Below are 17878 nucleotides of genomic sequence, written 5' to 3'. Positions count from 1 at the left end.
TGCCCAGGGCGAGCAGCAAGCGCGCTGGAGACTGGACCCGGCGGGCAACCGGCTGCCTGACCCAGTGCCCGGCAAGAACTCGGGCGGCAACACCGCTACCGGCGCAGACTGGACCGCCCAGGTCCGGCAGCACCTGCACGACCCACGCTTTAACTTGCTGCAGCCCCAACCTACCACGGACAACCCTGCCACAGAGCACGTGGAGCGCTGGCAAGACAACCGCATCGGCTGGAGCCAGGGCGCAGATGATGAAGGCGCCATCCACTACCGGTATGACGACTGGGGCAACCGCACGGAGGCGCGCCACGGCGATGGCAGCACCACCGCCCTGCATTACGACGGCCTGCACCAACTCAGGCAAGTCACACGGATCGACCCGCAAGGACAGGTGCAAAGCAAAACCAGTGCACACCCAATCCCACGGGCAGATCCACCACACGGTGTACGAGCCGGGCAGCTTTGTGCCTCTGCTGCAGATCGAGCGCCACAAAGATGGGCAAACCAACCCGGTCGATACTTTGCTGGCTTTGGCCGGCAGCGGCGACCCACAAGCGCCAGAACCAGAGCTGCAGCAACGCGACCAGGAGATGCTGCATCAAGCGTTGAACGAGGTTCTGCAGCCGGACTTCCAGCTGTCCACCCTGCTACCGCAGGAGATGCGAAGCCAAGTGCAAGAGTCGCTGCAGCTCATCAAGGACACCCAAGCCCACATCGAAGATAACCACCCGCTGACCATCCGGCACTTCCTGACGGACCACCTGGGCACACCCATTGCGCTGGTCAACGCCAACGGAAAAGAGGCGGGGCCACCCAGTTGTTNCGCAGGAGATGCGAAGCCAAGTGCAAGAGTCGCTGCAGCTCATCAAGGACACCCAAGCCCACATCGAAGATAACCACCCGCTGACCATCCGGCACTTCGTGACGGACCACTTGGGCACACCCATTGCGCTGGCGAATGCCAACGGGCAAGAGACAGGACAGGTGAGCTGGGCCGCCAGGTACGGCGCTTGGGGCGAGATCGAGCAGGAGTACAACCCTCACCGCATCCATCAACCCATTCGTTTGCAGGGGCAGCAGCTTGATGCAGAGACCGGACTGCATTACAACCGGTTTAGGTACTACGATCCCGGGGTGGGGCAGTATGTAACTCAGGATCCGATTGGTTTGCTAGGAGGAACTAATGGATCTTCTTATGTAGACCATGATTCACTGAACTCCGTTGATCCTTTAGGCCTTTTCGACCTTAAAAATAGAGGTCCGGTAAATTTCCCAACTAGACCTGGTCCGGGACAAAAGAGTATGTGTGCAACAGCTGAGTGCGCAGCTGGACTGCCACCTGCCAATTCGAGCAAACCCGAACTCCCACCCATTCAAGTTAAACCCACCTCTGGTATGACTTGTTCATACCGTGGAGGAGTCGGCCCTATAGGCGCGACAGTTGAATACAACAATGAAAACGGAGTTCAGTATGTTGGCGTGGGTCCGCAAGCTGGTTTGAGTGCAAGTTGCACTGCAGCAGGCCAAGAGTTAGTGGTTGGGAGTGGTCCGAAAGGAATAATTATCCAGGGCAACGCGTCGGCTGGAAATGGAATGTTGGGCATATCAGCTAAGGCAGCTGGGGGAGTGGGCGGGCTGTCTGGGAAGATTTCTCCAGGCGTAGGTACCGTTGGAGTATCAACAGGAGTTACGATTGGGTATAAGCCATGAATGATAATTCCATGCAGATTTTGGTGTGGATTGTTTTTTTTATAGCAATAGTGGGAATGGTACTTTGTCAATTTTTATTTCAAGAGCTGCAACGGGACTATCCTGATGAATTTATAAAAATTGGTTCCCCTCATATTATATTAAATAATACGCCGGGCAATAATTGGAAATTTACAAAATGGATTGCTGCAAATAACGGCAAAAAATTTGGTAAAAAAATCCGCGCTATTATAATTTCTATAAAAATAACAATCTTTATTGTTTGGCTTTACTTTGTGGGCGGATGTGGTTATTTGATCTTAAGGCTTGGCGGTGATGCTTGATTAATTCGGTTTGGAAATATGATTTTATTAAGATGCTTAAGGTGTCTATCCTTGCGCATCCGCTGCGCTCGTGAACGCGAACGGCGATCAAGCGGGAGACGTAAGCTGGGCCGACAGGTACGGCGCCTGGGGCGAGATCGAGCAGGAGTACAACCCCCACCACATCCATCAACCCATCCGCTTGCAGGGGCAGCAGCTTGATGCAGAGACCGGACTGCATTACCACCGGTTTAGGTACTACGATCCCGGGGTGGGGCAGTATGTTAGCCAAGACCCTATCGGATTAAGGGGAGGCTTCCACGCGTATCGCTACACAAATCAACCATTGCAACTTATAGATCCTAAAGGGCTAGAGGCCCAAATTGTAGGCCACTCTGCGGCAGGGCCTGTAGGTAGACTAACAAATCCTGACTCTTATCATCTCGCGATCCAACTTACTCCGGATGATAAAAACTGCGACTTGGGCGGTACTAGTACGCTGGGAGGCCAACCATCAGGCAATTTTGCAAACGGAAATCTCAAATCAGCACCAAATTATCCAGAAGATTCAAAAGGAATTGTTTCTCGACAAATTATTCCACGCCCGGAGGGAATGAGTGACTGTGAGTTTCTAAAAAAGCTAAAAGAGGCTTCAAAAGAATATTGTAACTGTCTGCCATACTCAAAACCAAGCATATCACCCGTCCCAGGATCTATAGATGGAAAAATGGATCCTGGAAAATACAATAGCAATTCATATGTATCAGGAATCATACAAAGAGCTGGAGGTGTTCCGCCCAGTCTTGAAACTGGCGGGCAATGGCAAGCTCCCGGCTACGCAAACCCTCTACCTATAACCAACATTATAGCCCCCCGTGGGCAAATTCTATATGCAGCCATGAAAGATATTTTCAAGTTATTGTTGATGCTATGCATCTCCTGTTTTCTTTCTGTACTTTTTTCATACTACCTATATTATAATTTTAATTATCTCAAAAATGATGTACAAAGAGATTTACTATCCAGCTCAATAATAGCCTTCACCTACCTTCCAGGACTTAAATATGGATTGAAGAAGTGGATTATTTCAGGGGTAATTTTTACGCCCATTTATTTTATTATATTTTTTACTGCAGCCTGTTCTTTCTATAAAGATTGTATTTAGATAATTGCAGCAACTTACCCAACGAAGCAAACCCCGCTAAGTATTGGGGAGTATGAGTGCGGCAAAGGTAAGAAGGTGCATCCTACTGGGCACAGCGGCCAAACTTTCATGGTCCCAAGAGCGCCAGCCGGCCTAAGCCTCGCTCCACCACCCAGCGCTTGGACAGCTTAAAGATTTGCAGGTTTACGCTATTGGCAGAGACCGCCTCTTTTGCCTTGTCGGGCATCGTGCCTTGGTTTGCCCAAGCCATTCCGACTCTGTTACCGGTGGCCTGCTGTATTAACGCGCGGATGTGTTCGAATTGGACGCGCTGCTGTTCGTCGGCAGATGCAGCGTGCACCGTCCAAGCCATAACACTTCTTCATCGTTGACATCCCGTCGGTATGCCTGAAGGGCATAGTCGCAATCTATCGCAGTGTAACGTTCTGCTCGAAACTTAATCGTGCATTTGCGCGGATGACCTTTGCCCGATGATTGTGCCGTTCAGGACATTGTGCGCAGCGAACAGCGTGCTAGTGCCGTGGCACGTTTAGTGTGCGTCATAGTTTGAATTTGTATATGGACATATGGACCAAACAGATCGAATGGTGATAGGCGAGATATTTTAATTGGTGCGGTAGAAAATTGAGCGTCGGCGTTAACGAGGCGAAGTTCGAAGTGCTCCACTGTTCGATAGTACGTACTTCATTTGCAAAACCCATGATTTTTTCTACGGCCCCGGCCCTAGCAAAGAGAAGAAAATTACGTGCAATACAGCCATGAAAAAGACCTAAAAACCTTTACCCAAAAAGCCATCTGAATGGCGTCAGCCAGCATCAAAGGGTACTGAAGAGTCAGCCAAAAACATATAAATTCTGCAATTCTAATATTTAAATAAAATGCAAAAATTTAATGAGAAGGTAAATATTACACTGTATTTTTTGTTTTCAATATTTATATATGAATTAAATAAATTCGCGATGGATTTTGATAAAAATTGGCTTATTATTTTGTTCGCCCTTGCTTTTATTAATACTTTAGTGGCTCTTTTATTTTTTATCAGAGTGGATGGTATTGCCAAAATCCCTATTCCCCTTATGTTTATCGCTTCAGAATTTAAGTTGATCGAGTTTTTATTTCTAGCAGCATTTATGCTTATGACGCGCACAAATTTCGCGCCATAAATATTTATCCCATGCTTTGCTTATGTACAGCAGGCCAAAGCAACCTGTCGGGACCTCACTATTACGGGTAGCCAATCGAACTAAGGGTATATCACCTCTAAATCCTGCTGGCCTTGGTGGCTGGCGAAGGTCAACGCACGAAATGCCACACCGCGATGAGGAGATGCTGCACCAACTATTAAATGAAGCGCTACAGCTGGGCTACCAGTTTCGGCCTTGCCGCAACATTTGGCGGCTACCCTGGCACTTCTCAAACCCCTGGCCCTCAGGCGAGCTCTCCACAAACCACATGTCCAGCACCAGCATCTAGTCCAAATCCTGAAGTCAACGCAGGCTCATAGTCACCAAAAAAAAACCCTCAAAATCAATGCAAAAAACAACATCAATATTTTCAATATTACTGCTGCTTTTTATAAAATCTTCAGCGTATGCAACTGAAATAGAAGAACCTAAATGCACACTATGGAAAACAATCTCCGAGCAGCTAGACTCACAAAAATCAAAATTTACTCTAGCAGCAAGGAGTGGCGAAGAAGACTTAATTTTTGCAAGGAAAAATAATAATAAATTCTATTTTAAAAATGATGAAAAAATTGAAATCTTAAGTTTTAACGAAGCCTCAAAAGGCATGAAGCTATATGGATTGATTTTTCATTTTCCGCTAGAAAACAACGATTGTTTAAAAATTGGATCCTCACTAGTTCGGAAGACAAATGAATTTGAATTGACTATAAGGCATCCTGCCAAAAATTACTTCTTCTCCACCATCAAGCTCGGAACGAAAAATTTTTCTGAGGCGATTCTGCTGATTGAAGATTAATCAGCATATAAAATACAACAAACCAAATCGCACAATGTGACAAGACTCTCAACCCTTAGATCAATCAACACAATTTTAACTACCTGTCTACTTACGCTGACTTCCTCATGCGCCGTCACATCCAACTATAAATTTTCTTCAGAAAAATTTTCAATTGATTTTCCAGAAAATTACCACATCGAAAATAATAAGACAGACACGGTGATCGCGTTCGACCCTTCCAAGGATATGACAGTTATCGTGAACTATGAAAATCCGGCCGACGTAGTTCCTTCAGGGCGATGCAGTATGGCCAATACCGATTTCTTCTCAAGAGCTGAGGAGGCCCCAGCGGAGGTGTTGGGAGATACGCCCAAGTTCATCTTAGTGCGCAATGTCACCATGGCAGGAGGTGGCCAAGGCTATGCGTCGCTTGGCTTTTACTGTCGACAAGACCTGCTTCTCACTCTGGCCTTTGTCTATATGTCACCCTCGAAAGAAACGGACGATATTTTTTCAAGCTGATCAGTGGGATAGAGCTGAAATAACTAAATACCCTCGACGGCGTGCCGCGCGCCAGTTCTTCCATTATTTCGGAATAGGTGCAAATGAGCCGCCTTTGACAAGGTTTGCACAATGTCCAACATGCACAGGCCACTTCAGCGTTGTGTCGTCATCGAGTGCCCGCTGCGACAATCATGCGATGCACATCTCGACATCATCGTTAGCCCAGGCGGCCTCCTCGCCTTACAACTGGCTCCACTCCGCCATCGCCCGCATCGAAGCCGACTACCAGCGCAGTGCCGACACCCACCTGATCCCCCTGCGGCTGCCTGCCTTCACGGCACACGGCATTGACCTGTACCTCAAGGACGAATCCACGCACCCCACGGGCAGCCTCAAGCACCGGCTGGCGCGGTCGTTGTTCCTGTATGCGCTGTGCAATGGCTGGATCCACGAAGGCTCGACGGTGGTGGAGTCATCCAGCGGCTCCACTGCCGTGAGCGAGGCCTACTTTGCGCGGTTGTTAGGCCTGCCCTTCGTGGCGGTGATGCCTCGCAGTACATCGCCAGAGAAAATCGCGCAGATCGAATTCCATGGCGGTCGATGCCACTTCGTGGACCGTGCGGGCGAGGTGTACGAGGCCGCCCGGTCCATCGCCGCCGAGACCGGCGGTCATTACATGGACCAGTTCACCTATGCCGAGCGGGCCACGGACTGGCGCGGCAACAACAACATTGCCGAGAGCATGTTCACGCAGATGGCGCGTGAGCCCCATCCCGTGCCGCGCTGGATCGTGGTAGGTGCGGGCACCGGCGGCACCAGCGCCACCATCGGCCGCTATGTGCGCTACCAGCGCCACGCCACCGAGGTCTGCGTGGCCGACCCGGCGGGCTCGGTGTTCAGTGCTTACCACCGCACGGGCGACGCAACGCTGACGGCGCCAGGCTCGCGCATCGAAGGCATTGGCCGCCCGCGCGTGGAGCCCAGCTTCATTCGCACGCTGGTGGACCGCATGATCGACGTGGCGGACTGCGAGTCTGTCGCGGCCATGCGGGCGCTGTCCCAATTGCTGGGGCGGCGCGTGGGTCCGTCCACCGGCACCAACTTCGTGGCCATGCTCACATTGGCGGGCGAAATGCGCGAGCGGGGTGAGCGCGGCTCGATTCTGTCGCTGCTGTGCGATGCCGGCGAGCGTTATCTGCCCACGTATTTCGACACCGACTGGGTGGACCGCACCTTCGGCGACTGCTCCGGTGCGCAGCAGAAAGTGGATGCACTGATCGGCTGACATCACCTCCATCGCCGACTCAGCCCCAACACCCGCCATGCACAGCCCCGCGCGCCGCCATTGGATGCTGGCGTCCAGCCTGCAAGCCGCAGGACTGGGCGCTCTGGGCCAGGGGCTGCTGCTGTGGCCGAGGGCGGCGCAGGCCCTGTCCGCCCGGGCGCTGAGCTTTCCACGCGACCATGGCAGCCACCCAGAGCTGCGCACCGAGTGGTGGTACATCACCGGCCACGTGCAGGCGGCGGGTCAGCCGTGGGGGTTTCAGGTGACGTTCTTCCGGTCGCGCGTGGACGTGACGCAGGGCCTGCAATCGGCATTCGCGGCCAAGCAACTGCTGTTTGCCCATGCGGCGGTGACAGATTTGCGCGGCGGGAAGCTGATGCACGACCAGCGCATCGCCCGCGCCGGTTTTGGCGTGGCCCGTGCGAGCGAGACCGACACCGACATCCGGCTGCAGGACTGGTCGCTGGTGCGCAGCGACCTGTACGCCAATGGGCAAACTCCCGGTGCCGACAGTCGCTACACCGCCCGCATCGAAGCCAGCGCTTTTCGGCTGCAGCTGGAGCTCGACAGCACCCAGCCCTTGCTGCTGCAGGGCCAGCAGGGGCTGTCGCGCAAGGGGCCCGATGCCGGGCAGGCCAGCTACTACTACAGCCAGCCGCAGCTGGCGGTCAGCGGCTCCATCACGGTGGGTGCCGAGCGCATGGCCGTTGCCAGCGGTACGGGCCGCGCCTGGATGGACCACGAATGGAGCGAGACGCTGATGCACCCCGACGTGGTGGGGTGGGACTGGATCGGCATGAACCTGCAGGACGGCGGTGCGCTGACCGCGTTCCGCCTGCGCCGTGCGGACGGCTCCGCCGTGTGGGCCGGCGGTTCGCTGCGCGTGCCAGGCGGCGCCGTGCAGGTCTTCAACGCCGATACCGTGACCTTCACGCCTGAACGCTGGTGGACCAGCCCTGCCAGCGGCGTGCGCTACCCGGTGCAGTGGCGCGTGCAGACGCCTGTGGGCACCTACCAGGTGCAGGCACTGCTGGACAACCAGGAGCTCGACAGCAGCGGCTCGACCGGCGCTATTTACTGGGAGGGCCTGTGCGATCTGTTGAACGCAGCGGGCGAGCCCGTGGGGCGCGGCTACCTGGAGCTCACCGGATACGGAAAACCGCTGCGCCTTTAGAACGTGTGGGCGTTCCCAGGTGGCAGCGGCTGAGGATTTCATCGGCCGACAAAAACCCTGTGCCGTCAGTGCCGGGGCGCACCGCCCCCGCGCCGCCGGTCCATCCACGCGATGATCTCGCCCATGATGCCGCGGCGAAAAGCCAGCACGCAGATCACGAAGATCAGGCCCGTGACCATGGTGACGGACTCACCCAGCGTCTTGAACCATTCCACGCTGGTCAGGGCGGCGAGCAGATTGCCGAATTCGCCGATCTTGTTTTCCAGCAGCACCACCACGGCCGAGCCGATCAGCGGACCCGACAGCGTGCCCAGGCCGCCCACCAGCGTCATCAGGATGACCTGGCCCGAGGCCGTCCAGTGCACGTCGGACAGCGTGGCAAAGCCCAGCACCAGGGTCTTGAGCGAGCCCGCCAGGCCGGCCAGTGCGGCCGACAGCACGAAGGCCAGCAGCTTGAAGCGGTGCGTGTCGTAGCCCAGCGAGATGGCGCGCGGCTCGTTCTCCTTGATGCCCTTGAGCACCTGGCCGAACGGCGAGTGGATGGTGCGCACGATGACGAGGAACGCCAGCACCACGATCACCAGGGCCACGTAGTACATGACCAGATCGCTCTGCAGGCTGATCAGGCCGAACAGCTTGCCGCGCGGCACGCCCTGCAGGCCGTCTTCGCCGCCGGTGAAGGGCGCTTGTAGGCAGGCGAAGAACAGCATCTGCGCCAGCGCCAGCGTGATCATCGAAAAGTAGATGCCCTGGCGGCGGATGGCCAGCCAGCCGAACAGCAGGCCCAGCAGCGCGCCACCCGCGGTGCCCAGCAGCAGGCCCACCTCAGGGGTGAGGCCCCAGACCTTGATGGCGTGCCCGGCCACATAGGCTGCACCGCCCAGGAAGGCCGCGTGGCCGAAGGACAGCAGGCCGGTGAAGCCCAGCAGCAGATTGAAGGCCGAAGCAAACAATGCAAAGCACATGAGCTTCATCACGAAGACGGGATAGGCGCCCAGAAACGGCGCGGCAACCAGGCCCAGCAGCAGCAGGCCGTAACCGATGGGGGCGATGTTCTTGAGGTTCATGCGTGCGGCCCCTGCTTACTTTTCTTTGCCGAACAGGCCGGCGGGGCGGATGAGGAGAACTATGACCATGATGACGAACACCACGGTGGACGACGCTTCGGGGTAGAACACCTTGGTGAAGCCTTCGATGACGCCCAGGCCCAGCCCCGTGAGGATGGAGCCCATGATGGAGCCCATGCCGCCGATCACCACCACCGCGAACACCACGATGATGAGGTTCTGCCCCATGAGCGGCGTGACCTGGTAGACCGGCGCGGCCAGCACGCCGGCAAACGCGGCCAGCGCGGCACCGAAGGCGTACGTCAGCGTCACCATCACCGGCACGTTGATGCCGAAGGCCTCCACCAGACGGGGGTTTTCGGTACCGGCGCGCAGATAGGCGCCGAGCTTGGTCTTTTCGATCACGTACCAGGTAGCCAGGCACACAACCACCGATGCCACCACGACCCAGGCGCGGTAGTTGGGCATGATCATGAAGCCGAGGTTGGTCGCGCCTTCCAGCAACTCTGGCGTGTCGTAACCCAGGCCGGACACACCATAGATCGACCGGAAAACCCCTTCGATCAGCAGCGTCAGGCCCAGCGTGAGCAATAGGCCGTACAGGTGGTCGAGCTTGTAGATCCAGCGCAGCAGCAGCCGCTCGATCAGAACCCCCAGCAGCCCCACCATCAGCGGCGCCAACACCAGCATCCACCAGTAGTTGATGCCGAAATAGTTCATCGCCATCCAGGTGAACAGGGCGCCGGTCATGAACAACGCGCCGTGCGCGAAGTTGATGACGTTGAGCAGGCCGAAGATGACGGCCAGCCCCAGGCTGAGAATTGCGTAGAACGAACCGTTGACCAGCCCCAGGAGAAGCTGGCTCAACAGGCCGGGCAATGAGACACCAAAGAATTCCATGGGAGGCAACGGCAGGTTCAGAGAGGTTCAGAGCAGACAGCGGAGTGGTCTGGCAGCCCTGCAAGGCCGCCGCAGCAAGCCGAGTGCCGCAATGGCACCCGGGCTTGCTGACGCCGTGTCAGGCGTTTACTTCCAGAGCGCGCACTTCGTTTCCGCTTTGGTCGTGAAGACTTGGTCGCCCGGCAGCTTCTTGACGAGCTTGTAGTAGTCCCAGGGCTTGGTGGACTCGGCGGGCTTCTTGACTTGCATCAGGTACATGTCGTGCACATAACGGCCGTCGGCTCGAATCTGTCCCTTGGCGAAGAAGTCGTCGATCTTCATCTTCTTGAGCTCGGCCATCACCTTGTCGGCGTCGGTGGACTTCGCAGCGGCCACGGCCTTCAGGTACGTCGTCGTGGCAGAGTAGTCCGCGGCCTGCACTTCACCGGGCATGCGCTTGGTCTTTTCAAAGTACTTGGCGGCAAACTTGCGGGTGTCATCGTTCAGGTCCCAGTACCAGCTGGTGGTGAACTGCAGGCCCTCGGTATTGCGCAGGCCCATGCTGTGGATGTCGCTGATGAAAATCAGCAGCCCCGCCAGTTTCATGTTCTTGCCGATGCCAAACTCCTTGGCGGCCTTGATGGCGTTGATGGTGTCACCGCCGGCGTTTGCCAAACCGAGAATCTGCGCTTTGGAGTTCTGTGCCTGCAGCAGGAACGACGAGAAGTCCGATGCATTGAGCGGGTGCCGCACCGCACCCACCACGTTGCCGCCCTTGGCCTTGACCACCGTGGTCGTATCCGCCTCCAGCGCATGGCCGAAGGCGTAGTCTGCGGTCAGGAAGTACCAGCTCTTGCCGCCCGCATCGACGATGGCAGAGCCCGTGCCCTTGGCCAGCGCGACCGTGTCGTACGCGTAGTGCACGGTGTAGGGGCTGCACTGCTCGTTGGTCAGTGCGGAGCTGCCGGCGCCGTTGTTGAAATACACGCGCTTCTTCTCTTCTGCCACCTTGGCAATCGCCAGCGCCGTGCCGGAGTTCGTGCCGCCGAACAGCATGGTGACGCCTTGGGTGTCCACCCATTCGCGCGCTTTCGACGCGGCAATGTCCGCCTTGTTCTGGTGGTCGGCAGAGATGAGTTCGATCGGCAGACCCAACACCTTGCCGCCGAAATCGTCGATGGCCATCTGGATGGCCAATGCACCGTTCTTGCCTTCCACGTCGGAATACAGGCTGGACATGTCGGTGATGAAGCCGATCTTGACCTTGTCCTGCGCGTGCGCGGCCGAGGTGGCCAGGCCCGCTGCGGCCAGCACCAATGCCAGCGCGGTGAGTTGGTTCTTCTTCATGGATTGTCTCCTGTGGGTGTGGTTGGTTGAAGAAAAGAAAATGGGGATCGCTGGCGGACCTGTGGTCAGACACCCAGCAGTTCAGTGAGTACGGGCATCTTCTCCGCCAGTTCGGACGCGCCGAATTTCTCGACGATGCGGCCGTGCTCCATCACATAGAAACGGTCGGCCAGCGGCGCCGCAAAGCGGAAGTTCTGCTCCACCATGACCACCGTGTAGCCCTTCTCGCGCAGCATGGTGATCATGCGGGCCAGCGCCTGCACGATGACCGGGGCCAGGCCCTCGGAGATCTCGTCGAGCAGCAGCAGATTGGCACCGGTGCGCAGGATGCGGGCCACGGCCAGCATCTGCTGCTCGCCACCCGACAGGCGCGTGCCCTGGCTGTTCTTGCGCTCGGCCAGGTTGGGGAACATGGCGTAGATCTCTTGCACCGACATGCCGGGCGTGCCGGTCTTGAGCGCTGGCGGCAGCAGCAGGTTTTCTTCGCACGACAGGCTGGAGAAAATGCCGCGCTCTTCGGGGCAGTACCCCACGCCCAGGTGGGCGATGCGGTGCGTGGGCATGTTCACGGTCTCCACGCCGTTGATCTTGACCGAGCCCTTGCGTGCACCGGTCAAGCCCATGATGGCGCGCATGGTGGTCGTGCGGCCGGCGCCGTTGCGGCCCAGCAGCGTGACGACTTCACCGGGCTGCACGACGATGTCCACGCCATGCAGCACGTGCGACTCGCCGTACCAGGCTTCGAGGCCTTTGATTTCGAGTGCGGGAGTGCCGGCCATCAGTGTGCCCCCTGCAGTTGCCCGTCAGTCGTTCCCATATAGGCTTCCATCACTTGGGGGTTGTTGGACACTTCTGCATACGGGCCTTCGGCCAGCACCGCGCCGCGCTGCAGCACGGTGATGCGGTCGGCGATGGTGGAGACGACTTTCATGTTGTGTTCGACCATGAGGATGGTGCGCCCCACAGACACCTTCTTGATGAGCTGGGTGACGCGGTCCACGTCCTCGTGGCCCATGCCCTGCGTGGGCTCGTCCAGCAGCATGAGCTCGGGCTCCATGGCCAAGGTGGTGGCAATCTCAAGCGCGCGCTTGCGGCCGTAGGGCAGGTTCACGGTGACTTCATCGGCCATGTCGGCCAGGCCCACTTCGTCCAGCAGCTGCATGGCCCGGTCATCGAGCTGGTGCAGGCTGCGCTCGCTGCGCCAGAAGTGGAATGACGTGCCCAGCTTGCGCTGCAGTCCCAGGCGCACGTTCTCCATCAGGGTGAGGTGCGGGAACACCGCCGAGATCTGGAACGAGCGGATCACGCCACGGCGCGCGATCTGCGCGGGCTGCTCGCGGGTGATGTCGTGCCCGTTGAACTGGATGGTGCCGGACGTGGGTGTGAGGAATTTCGTCAGCAGGTTGAAGCAGGTGGTTTTGCCTGCGCCATTGGGGCCGATGAGTGCATGGATGGAGCCCCGGCGCACGGCCAGATTCACGTCGCTGACTGCGGTGAATCCCTTGAACTCTTTGGTCAGGCTGTGGGTTTCAAGAATGACGTCGCTCATTGCGCCAGGGTCGCTCCGTAAGGGGGCTGAGGAAGAAAGCCTTGGCCAGCAAGACTCCCATGCATGCGTTGTGTCGCCGTGCATCGTATGCCTGCCTACCCTGCGGTAGATACTGGGACTAATGCCTATGTATAAACGCCTATGGGTCGCGCTGACCCGTGGTGCGCAGGATGGCGGTCATCATTTCGGGTATCGCGCGGCGCCTGCCTGGGCCTGTCTGCGCCTTGCCACGTGCGGGTTGCAGGCCCTTTGTCGCCGGTTGAAAACCCTTGCTGGCGCACGCGATGCGAGCCACGGTTCCTGCAGCGCTTGCTTACAACTGCATGAAGGCAAGACAGAGGGTGCACCATTGGGCACACTCTGCGGCCCTGAATATTTCAGAGCCGTGCTGCCTCCTGCATCAGCGCAGCGCCCTTGACTTCAGAGCGTGGCCGGAAGCCCGCGGGTGTGCAGGGCCGCCTGTGGCTGGCACGGCCGGACAGGCACGCCCGCCTACACTTCGAGCATGGCCACCCTCCCCTCCACGCCCGCGCGCGGCGCACCCCGGTCCCTCAGCGGGCTCTTTCCCTTCCTGCGTCCGTACCGCGCACGCATCGCTTTGTCGGTGGTGTTTCTGGTGCTGGCGGCGCTGGCCACGCTGGCGTTTCCGCTGGCGCTGCGCAATCTGGTGGACTCGGGCCTCGTCAGCGCCGACAAGGGCGCGCAGACCATGGCGCTGCGCAACCACTTCGAGGCGCTGTTCGCCGTAGCCGTCGCGCTGGGGGTCTTCTCGGCGGCGCGCTTTTACATGGTGAGCTGGCTGGGCGAGCGGGTGACGGCCGACCTGCGCAACGCGGTGTACGGCCACGTGCTGCAGCAAAGCCCGCAGTTCTTCGAGACCACACAGACCGGCGAGGTGCTGTCGCGGCTGACGGCCGACACCACGCTGGTGCAGACGGTGGTGGGCTCATCGTTGTCGATGGGGCTGCGCAACGCGGTGATGGGCATCGGCGCTCTGGCGATGCTGATCTGGACCAACCCGTACGTCATGTCGATCGTGCTGGTGGCCGTGGTGCTGGTGGTGCTGCCGACCATGTGGATCGGGCGGCGCGTGCGCCGCTTGTCGCGCGACAGCCAGGACCGGGTGGCGGATTCGAGCGCCATTGCGGCCGAGGTGCTGAATGCCGTGCCGGTGGTGCAAAGCTACACGGCCGAGCGGCGCGAAACCAGCCGCTTCATGCAGGCCACCGAAAACGCCTTCCAGGTGGCCGTGACGCGCAGCCGTGCACGCGCGCTGCTGGTGGCCTTCATCATCATCGCCAACGCGGCGCTGCTGCTGTGGGGCCTGTACCGCGGCACCGAGGCTGTGCTGGCGGGCCAGATGACTGCGGGGCACCTGGGGCAGACGGTGGTGTACGTCATGCTGCTGGCAGGCGCCGTGGCGGTGCTGGGCGAGGTGTATGGCGACCTGCTGCGCGCAGCGGGTGCCACCGAACGTCTGATGGAGCTGCTGGCGAGCCGATCCCCCGTGGCTGATCCAGCTGCGCCCAAAGACCTGCCGCTGTCAGGCCAAGGCTTGGCCGTGGAGTTCGACAACGTGCAGTTTCACTACCCCTCGCGGCCCGACCAGCCTGCGCTGCATGACTTCTCGCTGCGCCTGGCGCCCGGCGAAACCGTGGCGCTGGTGGGTTCGAGCGGTGCCGGCAAGACGACGGTGTTCCAGCTGCTGCAGCGCTTCTACGACGTGGACATGGGCGCGAACGGTCGCCCGGCAGGCCACATTCGCCTGAACGGCATCGACATCCGCGACCTGCGGCTCACCACCCTGCGCGCCAGCACGGGCACCGTGCCGCAGGACGCCGTGATCTTCTCCGCATCGGCCATGGAGAACATCCGCTACGGCCGCCCGGACGCCACCGACGAGGAAGTGATGGCCGCCACGCGCGCCGCATTCGCGCACGACTTCCTGATGGCGCTGCCGGAGGGCTATGGCACGTTTCTCGGCGAGCGCGGGGTGCGCCTGTCGGGCGGGCAGCGCCAGCGCATCGCGATTGCACGGGCCATGCTCAAGGACCCGCCCTTGCTGCTGCTCGACGAGGCCACCAGCGCCCTGGACGCCGAAAGCGAACGCATGGTGCAGGCCGCGCTGGACATCGCGATGCAGCGCCACACCGGGCGCCGCACCACCCTGGTCATCGCCCACCGGCTGGCCACCGTGCAGAATGCCGACCGCATCGTGGTGCTGGAGCATGGGCGCATCGTGGAACAAGGCACGCACACGGCGCTCCTCGCGCAAGGCGGGGTGTATGCCCGGCTGGCGGCGCTGCAGTTCACGTCGTGAAGGCGGGCGGGCAGCGACTGCCGGGCGCCTTCCGGTTGCCGCTGCGGGAGCAGTAAAGAGGAAGTGGAGTGCTCAGCGCCGATGCGGTGCAGCAGTTGCTACTAAAAGCATAGCCGCTAGCGCGCTCTGGTAGTGCGGTAGAGCCTTAAAACACTCAAAAACCGCATTCACAGGACTTCGCGGAGGCTTGCCAAGCCCTCCCGCGCCCGGCCCACGCCCCTCTACTGCAGGGTTTCCTTGGCAGAAGCGGGCAGAGGCAACGGCATCACCGCGATGCCCTCTTCGATCAGTTGCACGGCTTCGTCGGGCGTGGCCTGGCCGCGGATGGCGCGCTCCTCGGCCTCGCCATGGTGCATGCGGCGTGCCTCCTGGGCGAAGCGTGATCCCACGTCCTCAGTGTTGGCGACAATCTTGCGTGCCAGGTGCAGCCAAGCGGCTTGCAAGGCGGGTGGCAACACCCCTGCGTCAAGAGCCGCAGTCGTACCAGCGGGGCTGCTCGGCACCACCTCCCCTGTCGCGGACGACGCCTGCGCGGCAGAGCTTGCCGAGGGCTCCCGCGCGCCGAAGTTCAGGCGCGGCGCACTCAGACGCTTTTCGATCTGGTCGTCCGCGCACATCGGACACTGCACCAAACCACGCTCGCGCTGGCCCTGAAAGTCGTCCTCCGACGCGACCCAGCCTTCAAAGACATGGCCGTGGCGGCATTGGAGATCAAGCACCTTCATGGCAGCGCTGCAACGGACGAGCAGGACAAGGCGGCAACCGGTAGCACTGCGGGCGCCTCAGCCGTGGCGGCGCAGCAGGTACCGGTAGACGAAACCCGGGAAGGCCAGGGTCAGGAACAGGGTGCCGGTGATGGCGTAGAACTCCCAGCCCTGGGGAGCAATCTGCCCGGCGCGGCGCTCCAGCAACAATGCCAGACCGCCCACCAGAAAGTACAGCACGATCAACTCCGCCAGCCGCCCCGCCAAAGGCTTGCGGGGCGCGGCCGCCGGACCCACGGCCAGCCAGCGATGGTTTACGAAAGGCAGGTTCGCGGCGATCAACGCCGCGATGATGACCAGCCAGACAGATCCGGTAAGAGACACAGTGCGACAGCGGGCGCGGTCAGGTCGCCAGCGCACGCACCACGGCGTCGGCGCACAGGGCCATCAGCCCGCCGGGCAGAATGCCCAACACCAGCAGCAGCGCGCCGTTCAAGGTCAGCACCACGCGGACGTCTGCGGGCGCCGACACGCTCGAGGCCGTCAGCGGTGCATCGAAGTACATGACCTTGACGACGCGCAGGTAGTAGAAGGCACCGATCAGCGACATGATCACGGCGAACACGGCCATGGCGATGTACAGCGTCTGGCCCGAGGCTACCAGGGCTTGCAGCACGGCCAGCTTGGCATAGAAGCCCACCAGCGGAGGAATACCGGCCATGGAGAAGAGGCACACGGCCATGATGCCGGCGTACAGCGGGCTGCGCTGGTTGAGGCCGGCAAAGTCCGAAATCTCTTCGCTCTCGAAACCCTCGCGCGCCAGCAGCAGCATCACGCCGAATGCGGCCAGGGTCGTCAGCACATAGGTCACCACGTAGAACATGGACGCGCTGTAGGCGTTCTCGACGGCCGTGGCATCGACGTTGCCGTTCACCACGCCCGACATCAGGCCCAGCAGCACGAAGCCCATTTGCGAGATCGTGGAGTACGCCAGCATGCGCTTGAGGTTGGTCTGCGCGATGGCAGCCAGGTTACCCACCAGCAGCGAGCCGATGGCCAGCACCGCCAGCATCTGCTGCCAGTCGATGGCCAGCGGCAGCAGGCCGTCCACCAGCAGGCGGATGGTGATGGCAAACGCCGCCAGCTTGGGCGCGCCGCCGATCATCAGCGTGACGGCGGTCGGAGCACCCTGGTACACGTCGGGAATCCACATGTGGAAAGGCACCACACCCAGCTTGAAGGCCAAGCCCGAGACCACGAACACCAGGCCGAACACCAGTACCTGGTGGCGGATCTGGCCGGAATTGACGGCCTTGAACACCTGGCCGATATCGAGCGAGCCGGTGGCGCCATAGATCATGGACAGGCCGTACAGCAGGAAGCCGCTGGCCATCGCGCCCAGCACGAAGTACTTCATGGCCGCTTCAGTGGCCGTGGCGTTGTCGCGGCGCAGGGCCACGAGCGCATAGCTCGACAGGGTCAGCAGCTCCAGGCCCAGGTAGATCACGAGGAAGTTGTTGCCCGAGATCATGATGAACATGCCCAGCAGCGCGAACATCGACAGGGTGAACATCTCGCCGCCGCGCAGCATGCCGCGGTCTGCCGCGTAGGGGCGCGCATAGACCAGCGTGACCATCATCGCCACCGTGGCAAAGCACTTGAGCCAGTTGCCCATGGCATCGCTCACCACCATGTTGCCGAAGCCATAGAAGGTGTTGCCGCTGGTGGCGTACATCGCCTGCAGGGCAGCCACGACAGCCAGGGTCAGCATGGTCAGCACATAGGTGGCGGTGCGGCGGGTGCTGTGCACCCCCAGGTCGACCAGCGCTATGACGCAGGCCATGGCCAACAGCACGATTTCGGGGTAGATCGCTAGCCAGCTGATGTTGTCAATCATCTCGTATCTCTCA

At 59.6% G+C, this 17878-nt stretch carries 18 protein-coding genes; 9 read left to right on the top strand and 9 right to left on the bottom strand.

The window, feature by feature from the left end:
- Positions 1 to 64 precede the first annotated feature (64 nt).
- The 4 genes from ASF16_RS27080 to ASF16_RS27070 all read left to right on the top strand — a co-directional run bounded on the left by ASF16_RS27080 (position 65) and on the right by ASF16_RS27070 (position 3174).
- Positions 65 to 721 carry a hypothetical protein gene (locus ASF16_RS27080; RefSeq protein WP_369817104.1) on the top strand — a complete coding sequence of 219 codons (657 nt, stop codon included), beginning with the start codon at positions 65 to 67 and terminating at the stop codon, positions 719 to 721.
- Between the two features lie 107 nt (positions 722 to 828).
- Complete coding sequence (locus ASF16_RS27075) at positions 829 to 1707, top strand: RHS repeat-associated core domain-containing protein (protein ID WP_082516706.1); 879 nt, start codon at positions 829 to 831, stop codon at positions 1705 to 1707.
- Positions 1704 to 2030, top strand: a complete 327-nt coding sequence (locus ASF16_RS25840; RefSeq protein WP_156371867.1) for a hypothetical protein — start codon at positions 1704 to 1706, stop codon at positions 2028 to 2030. The genes ASF16_RS27075 and ASF16_RS25840 overlap by 4 nt, the downstream gene beginning before the upstream one ends.
- 70 nt (positions 2031 to 2100) lie before the next feature.
- Positions 2101 to 3174: an RHS repeat-associated core domain-containing protein gene (locus ASF16_RS27070; protein ID WP_082516705.1), complete on the top strand. Its 1074-nt coding sequence runs from the start codon at positions 2101 to 2103 to the stop codon at positions 3172 to 3174.
- A 106-nt stretch (positions 3175 to 3280) separates the two neighbouring features.
- Here the strand turns inward: ASF16_RS27070 and ASF16_RS03150 are convergent, their stop codons facing one another.
- Positions 3281 to 3526: a hypothetical protein gene (locus ASF16_RS03150; protein WP_056162415.1), complete on the bottom strand. Its 246-nt coding sequence runs from the start codon at positions 3524 to 3526 to the stop codon at positions 3281 to 3283.
- Positions 3527 to 4704: 1178 nt separating this feature from the next.
- On the opposite strand from ASF16_RS03150, the gene ASF16_RS25835 reads away from it, so the two are divergent.
- The 4 genes from ASF16_RS25835 to ASF16_RS03135 all read left to right on the top strand — a co-directional run bounded on the left by ASF16_RS25835 (position 4705) and on the right by ASF16_RS03135 (position 8102).
- Entirely contained in the window at positions 4705 to 5157 is a 453-nt protein-coding gene (locus ASF16_RS25835) for a hypothetical protein (protein WP_156371865.1), read from the top strand.
- 36 nt (positions 5158 to 5193) lie between these two features.
- A complete protein-coding gene (locus ASF16_RS26625) occupies positions 5194 to 5661 on the top strand; it encodes a hypothetical protein (RefSeq protein ID WP_156371863.1) in 468 nt (155 codons plus the stop codon).
- A gap of 178 nt (positions 5662 to 5839) precedes the next feature.
- Positions 5840 to 6928: a PLP-dependent cysteine synthase family protein gene (locus tag ASF16_RS03140; RefSeq protein WP_056162408.1), complete on the top strand. Its 1089-nt coding sequence runs from the start codon at positions 5840 to 5842 to the stop codon at positions 6926 to 6928.
- 37 nt (positions 6929 to 6965) lie between these two features.
- Positions 6966 to 8102: a lipocalin-like domain-containing protein gene (locus ASF16_RS03135; RefSeq protein WP_056162405.1), complete on the top strand. Its 1137-nt coding sequence runs from the start codon at positions 6966 to 6968 to the stop codon at positions 8100 to 8102.
- Positions 8103 to 8167: 65 nt separating this feature from the next.
- On the opposite strand, the gene ASF16_RS03130 is transcribed toward ASF16_RS03135, so the two are convergent.
- From ASF16_RS03130 to ASF16_RS03110, 5 genes are all read right to left on the bottom strand, one after another.
- The gene (locus tag ASF16_RS03130; RefSeq protein WP_056162400.1) at positions 8168 to 9169 is read right to left on the bottom strand and encodes a branched-chain amino acid ABC transporter permease; all 1002 of its coding nucleotides are present in this window, start codon (positions 9167 to 9169) and stop codon (positions 8168 to 8170) included.
- 15 nt (positions 9170 to 9184) lie between these two features.
- Positions 9185 to 10069 carry a branched-chain amino acid ABC transporter permease gene (locus ASF16_RS03125; RefSeq protein WP_056162398.1) on the bottom strand — a complete coding sequence of 295 codons (885 nt, stop codon included), beginning with the start codon at positions 10067 to 10069 and terminating at the stop codon, positions 9185 to 9187.
- Positions 10070 to 10195: 126 nt separating this feature from the next.
- A complete protein-coding gene (locus tag ASF16_RS03120) occupies positions 10196 to 11395 on the bottom strand; it encodes an ABC transporter substrate-binding protein (RefSeq protein WP_056162395.1) in 1200 nt (399 codons plus the stop codon).
- A 65-nt stretch (positions 11396 to 11460) separates the two neighbouring features.
- Entirely contained in the window at positions 11461 to 12174 is a 714-nt protein-coding gene (locus ASF16_RS03115) for an ABC transporter ATP-binding protein (protein ID WP_056162392.1), read from the bottom strand.
- Positions 12174 to 12944, bottom strand: a complete 771-nt coding sequence (locus ASF16_RS03110; RefSeq protein WP_056162387.1) for an ABC transporter ATP-binding protein — start codon at positions 12942 to 12944, stop codon at positions 12174 to 12176. Before ASF16_RS03110 ends, ASF16_RS03115 begins: the two co-directional genes overlap by 1 nt.
- 505 nt (positions 12945 to 13449) lie before the next feature.
- On the opposite strand from ASF16_RS03110, the gene ASF16_RS03105 reads away from it, so the two are divergent.
- Positions 13450 to 15264 carry an ABC transporter transmembrane domain-containing protein gene (locus ASF16_RS03105; protein WP_056162384.1) on the top strand — a complete coding sequence of 605 codons (1815 nt, stop codon included), beginning with the start codon at positions 13450 to 13452 and terminating at the stop codon, positions 15262 to 15264.
- Between the two features lie 221 nt (positions 15265 to 15485).
- On the opposite strand, the gene ASF16_RS03100 is transcribed toward ASF16_RS03105, so the two are convergent.
- The 3 genes from ASF16_RS03100 to nuoN are packed head-to-tail and all read right to left on the bottom strand — an operon-like array spanning position 15486 to position 17865.
- A complete protein-coding gene (locus ASF16_RS03100) occupies positions 15486 to 15989 on the bottom strand; it encodes a DUF1178 family protein (protein ID WP_056162381.1) in 504 nt (167 codons plus the stop codon).
- Between the two features lie 57 nt (positions 15990 to 16046).
- Positions 16047 to 16352, bottom strand: a complete 306-nt coding sequence (locus ASF16_RS03095; RefSeq protein ID WP_056162380.1) for a DUF2818 family protein — start codon at positions 16350 to 16352, stop codon at positions 16047 to 16049.
- 19 nt (positions 16353 to 16371) lie between these two features.
- Positions 16372 to 17865, bottom strand: coding sequence for an NADH-quinone oxidoreductase subunit NuoN (gene nuoN / locus ASF16_RS03090; RefSeq protein ID WP_056162376.1), 1494 nt, complete (start codon positions 17863 to 17865; stop codon positions 16372 to 16374).
- Positions 17866 to 17878 lie beyond the last annotated feature (13 nt).

The organism is Acidovorax sp. Leaf78 (genome assembly GCF_001422735.1).
In the GTDB taxonomy this organism is placed as follows: domain Bacteria; phylum Pseudomonadota; class Gammaproteobacteria; order Burkholderiales; family Burkholderiaceae_C; genus Acidovorax.
The sequence above is the reverse complement of the archived record's forward strand: the minus strand, read 5'-3'. Positions and strand labels throughout refer to the sequence as shown.

What these genes read in the sequence shown, in the direction of transcription:
- ASF16_RS27075 (WP_082516706.1), top strand. Translation starts at nt 829, where the DNA reads ATGCGAAGCCAAGTGCAAGAGTCGCTGCAGCTCATCAAGGACACCCAA.
- ASF16_RS25840 (WP_156371867.1), top strand. Translation starts at nt 1,704, where the DNA reads ATGAATGATAATTCCATGCAGATTTTGGTGTGGATTGTTTTTTTTATA.
- ASF16_RS03150 (WP_056162415.1), bottom strand. Translation starts at nt 3,526, where the DNA reads ATGGCTTGGACGGTGCACGCTGCATCTGCCGACGAACAGCAGCGCGTC.
- ASF16_RS25835 (WP_156371865.1), top strand. Translation starts at nt 4,705, where the DNA reads ATGCAAAAAACAACATCAATATTTTCAATATTACTGCTGCTTTTTATA.
- ASF16_RS03140 (WP_056162408.1), top strand. Translation starts at nt 5,840, where the DNA reads ATGCACATCTCGACATCATCGTTAGCCCAGGCGGCCTCCTCGCCTTAC.
- ASF16_RS03135 (WP_056162405.1), top strand. Translation starts at nt 6,966, where the DNA reads ATGCACAGCCCCGCGCGCCGCCATTGGATGCTGGCGTCCAGCCTGCAA.
- ASF16_RS03130 (WP_056162400.1), bottom strand. Translation starts at nt 9,169, where the DNA reads ATGAACCTCAAGAACATCGCCCCCATCGGTTACGGCCTGCTGCTGCTG.
- ASF16_RS03125 (WP_056162398.1), bottom strand. Translation starts at nt 10,069, where the DNA reads ATGGAATTCTTTGGTGTCTCATTGCCCGGCCTGTTGAGCCAGCTTCTC.
- ASF16_RS03120 (WP_056162395.1), bottom strand. Translation starts at nt 11,395, where the DNA reads ATGAAGAAGAACCAACTCACCGCGCTGGCATTGGTGCTGGCCGCAGCG.
- ASF16_RS03115 (WP_056162392.1), bottom strand. Translation starts at nt 12,174, where the DNA reads ATGGCCGGCACTCCCGCACTCGAAATCAAAGGCCTCGAAGCCTGGTAC.
- ASF16_RS03110 (WP_056162387.1), bottom strand. Translation starts at nt 12,944, where the DNA reads ATGAGCGACGTCATTCTTGAAACCCACAGCCTGACCAAAGAGTTCAAG.
- ASF16_RS03105 (WP_056162384.1), top strand. Translation starts at nt 13,450, where the DNA reads ATGGCCACCCTCCCCTCCACGCCCGCGCGCGGCGCACCCCGGTCCCTC.
- ASF16_RS03100 (WP_056162381.1), bottom strand. Translation starts at nt 15,989, where the DNA reads ATGAAGGTGCTTGATCTCCAATGCCGCCACGGCCATGTCTTTGAAGGC.
- nuoN (WP_056162376.1), bottom strand. Translation starts at nt 17,865, where the DNA reads ATGATTGACAACATCAGCTGGCTAGCGATCTACCCCGAAATCGTGCTG.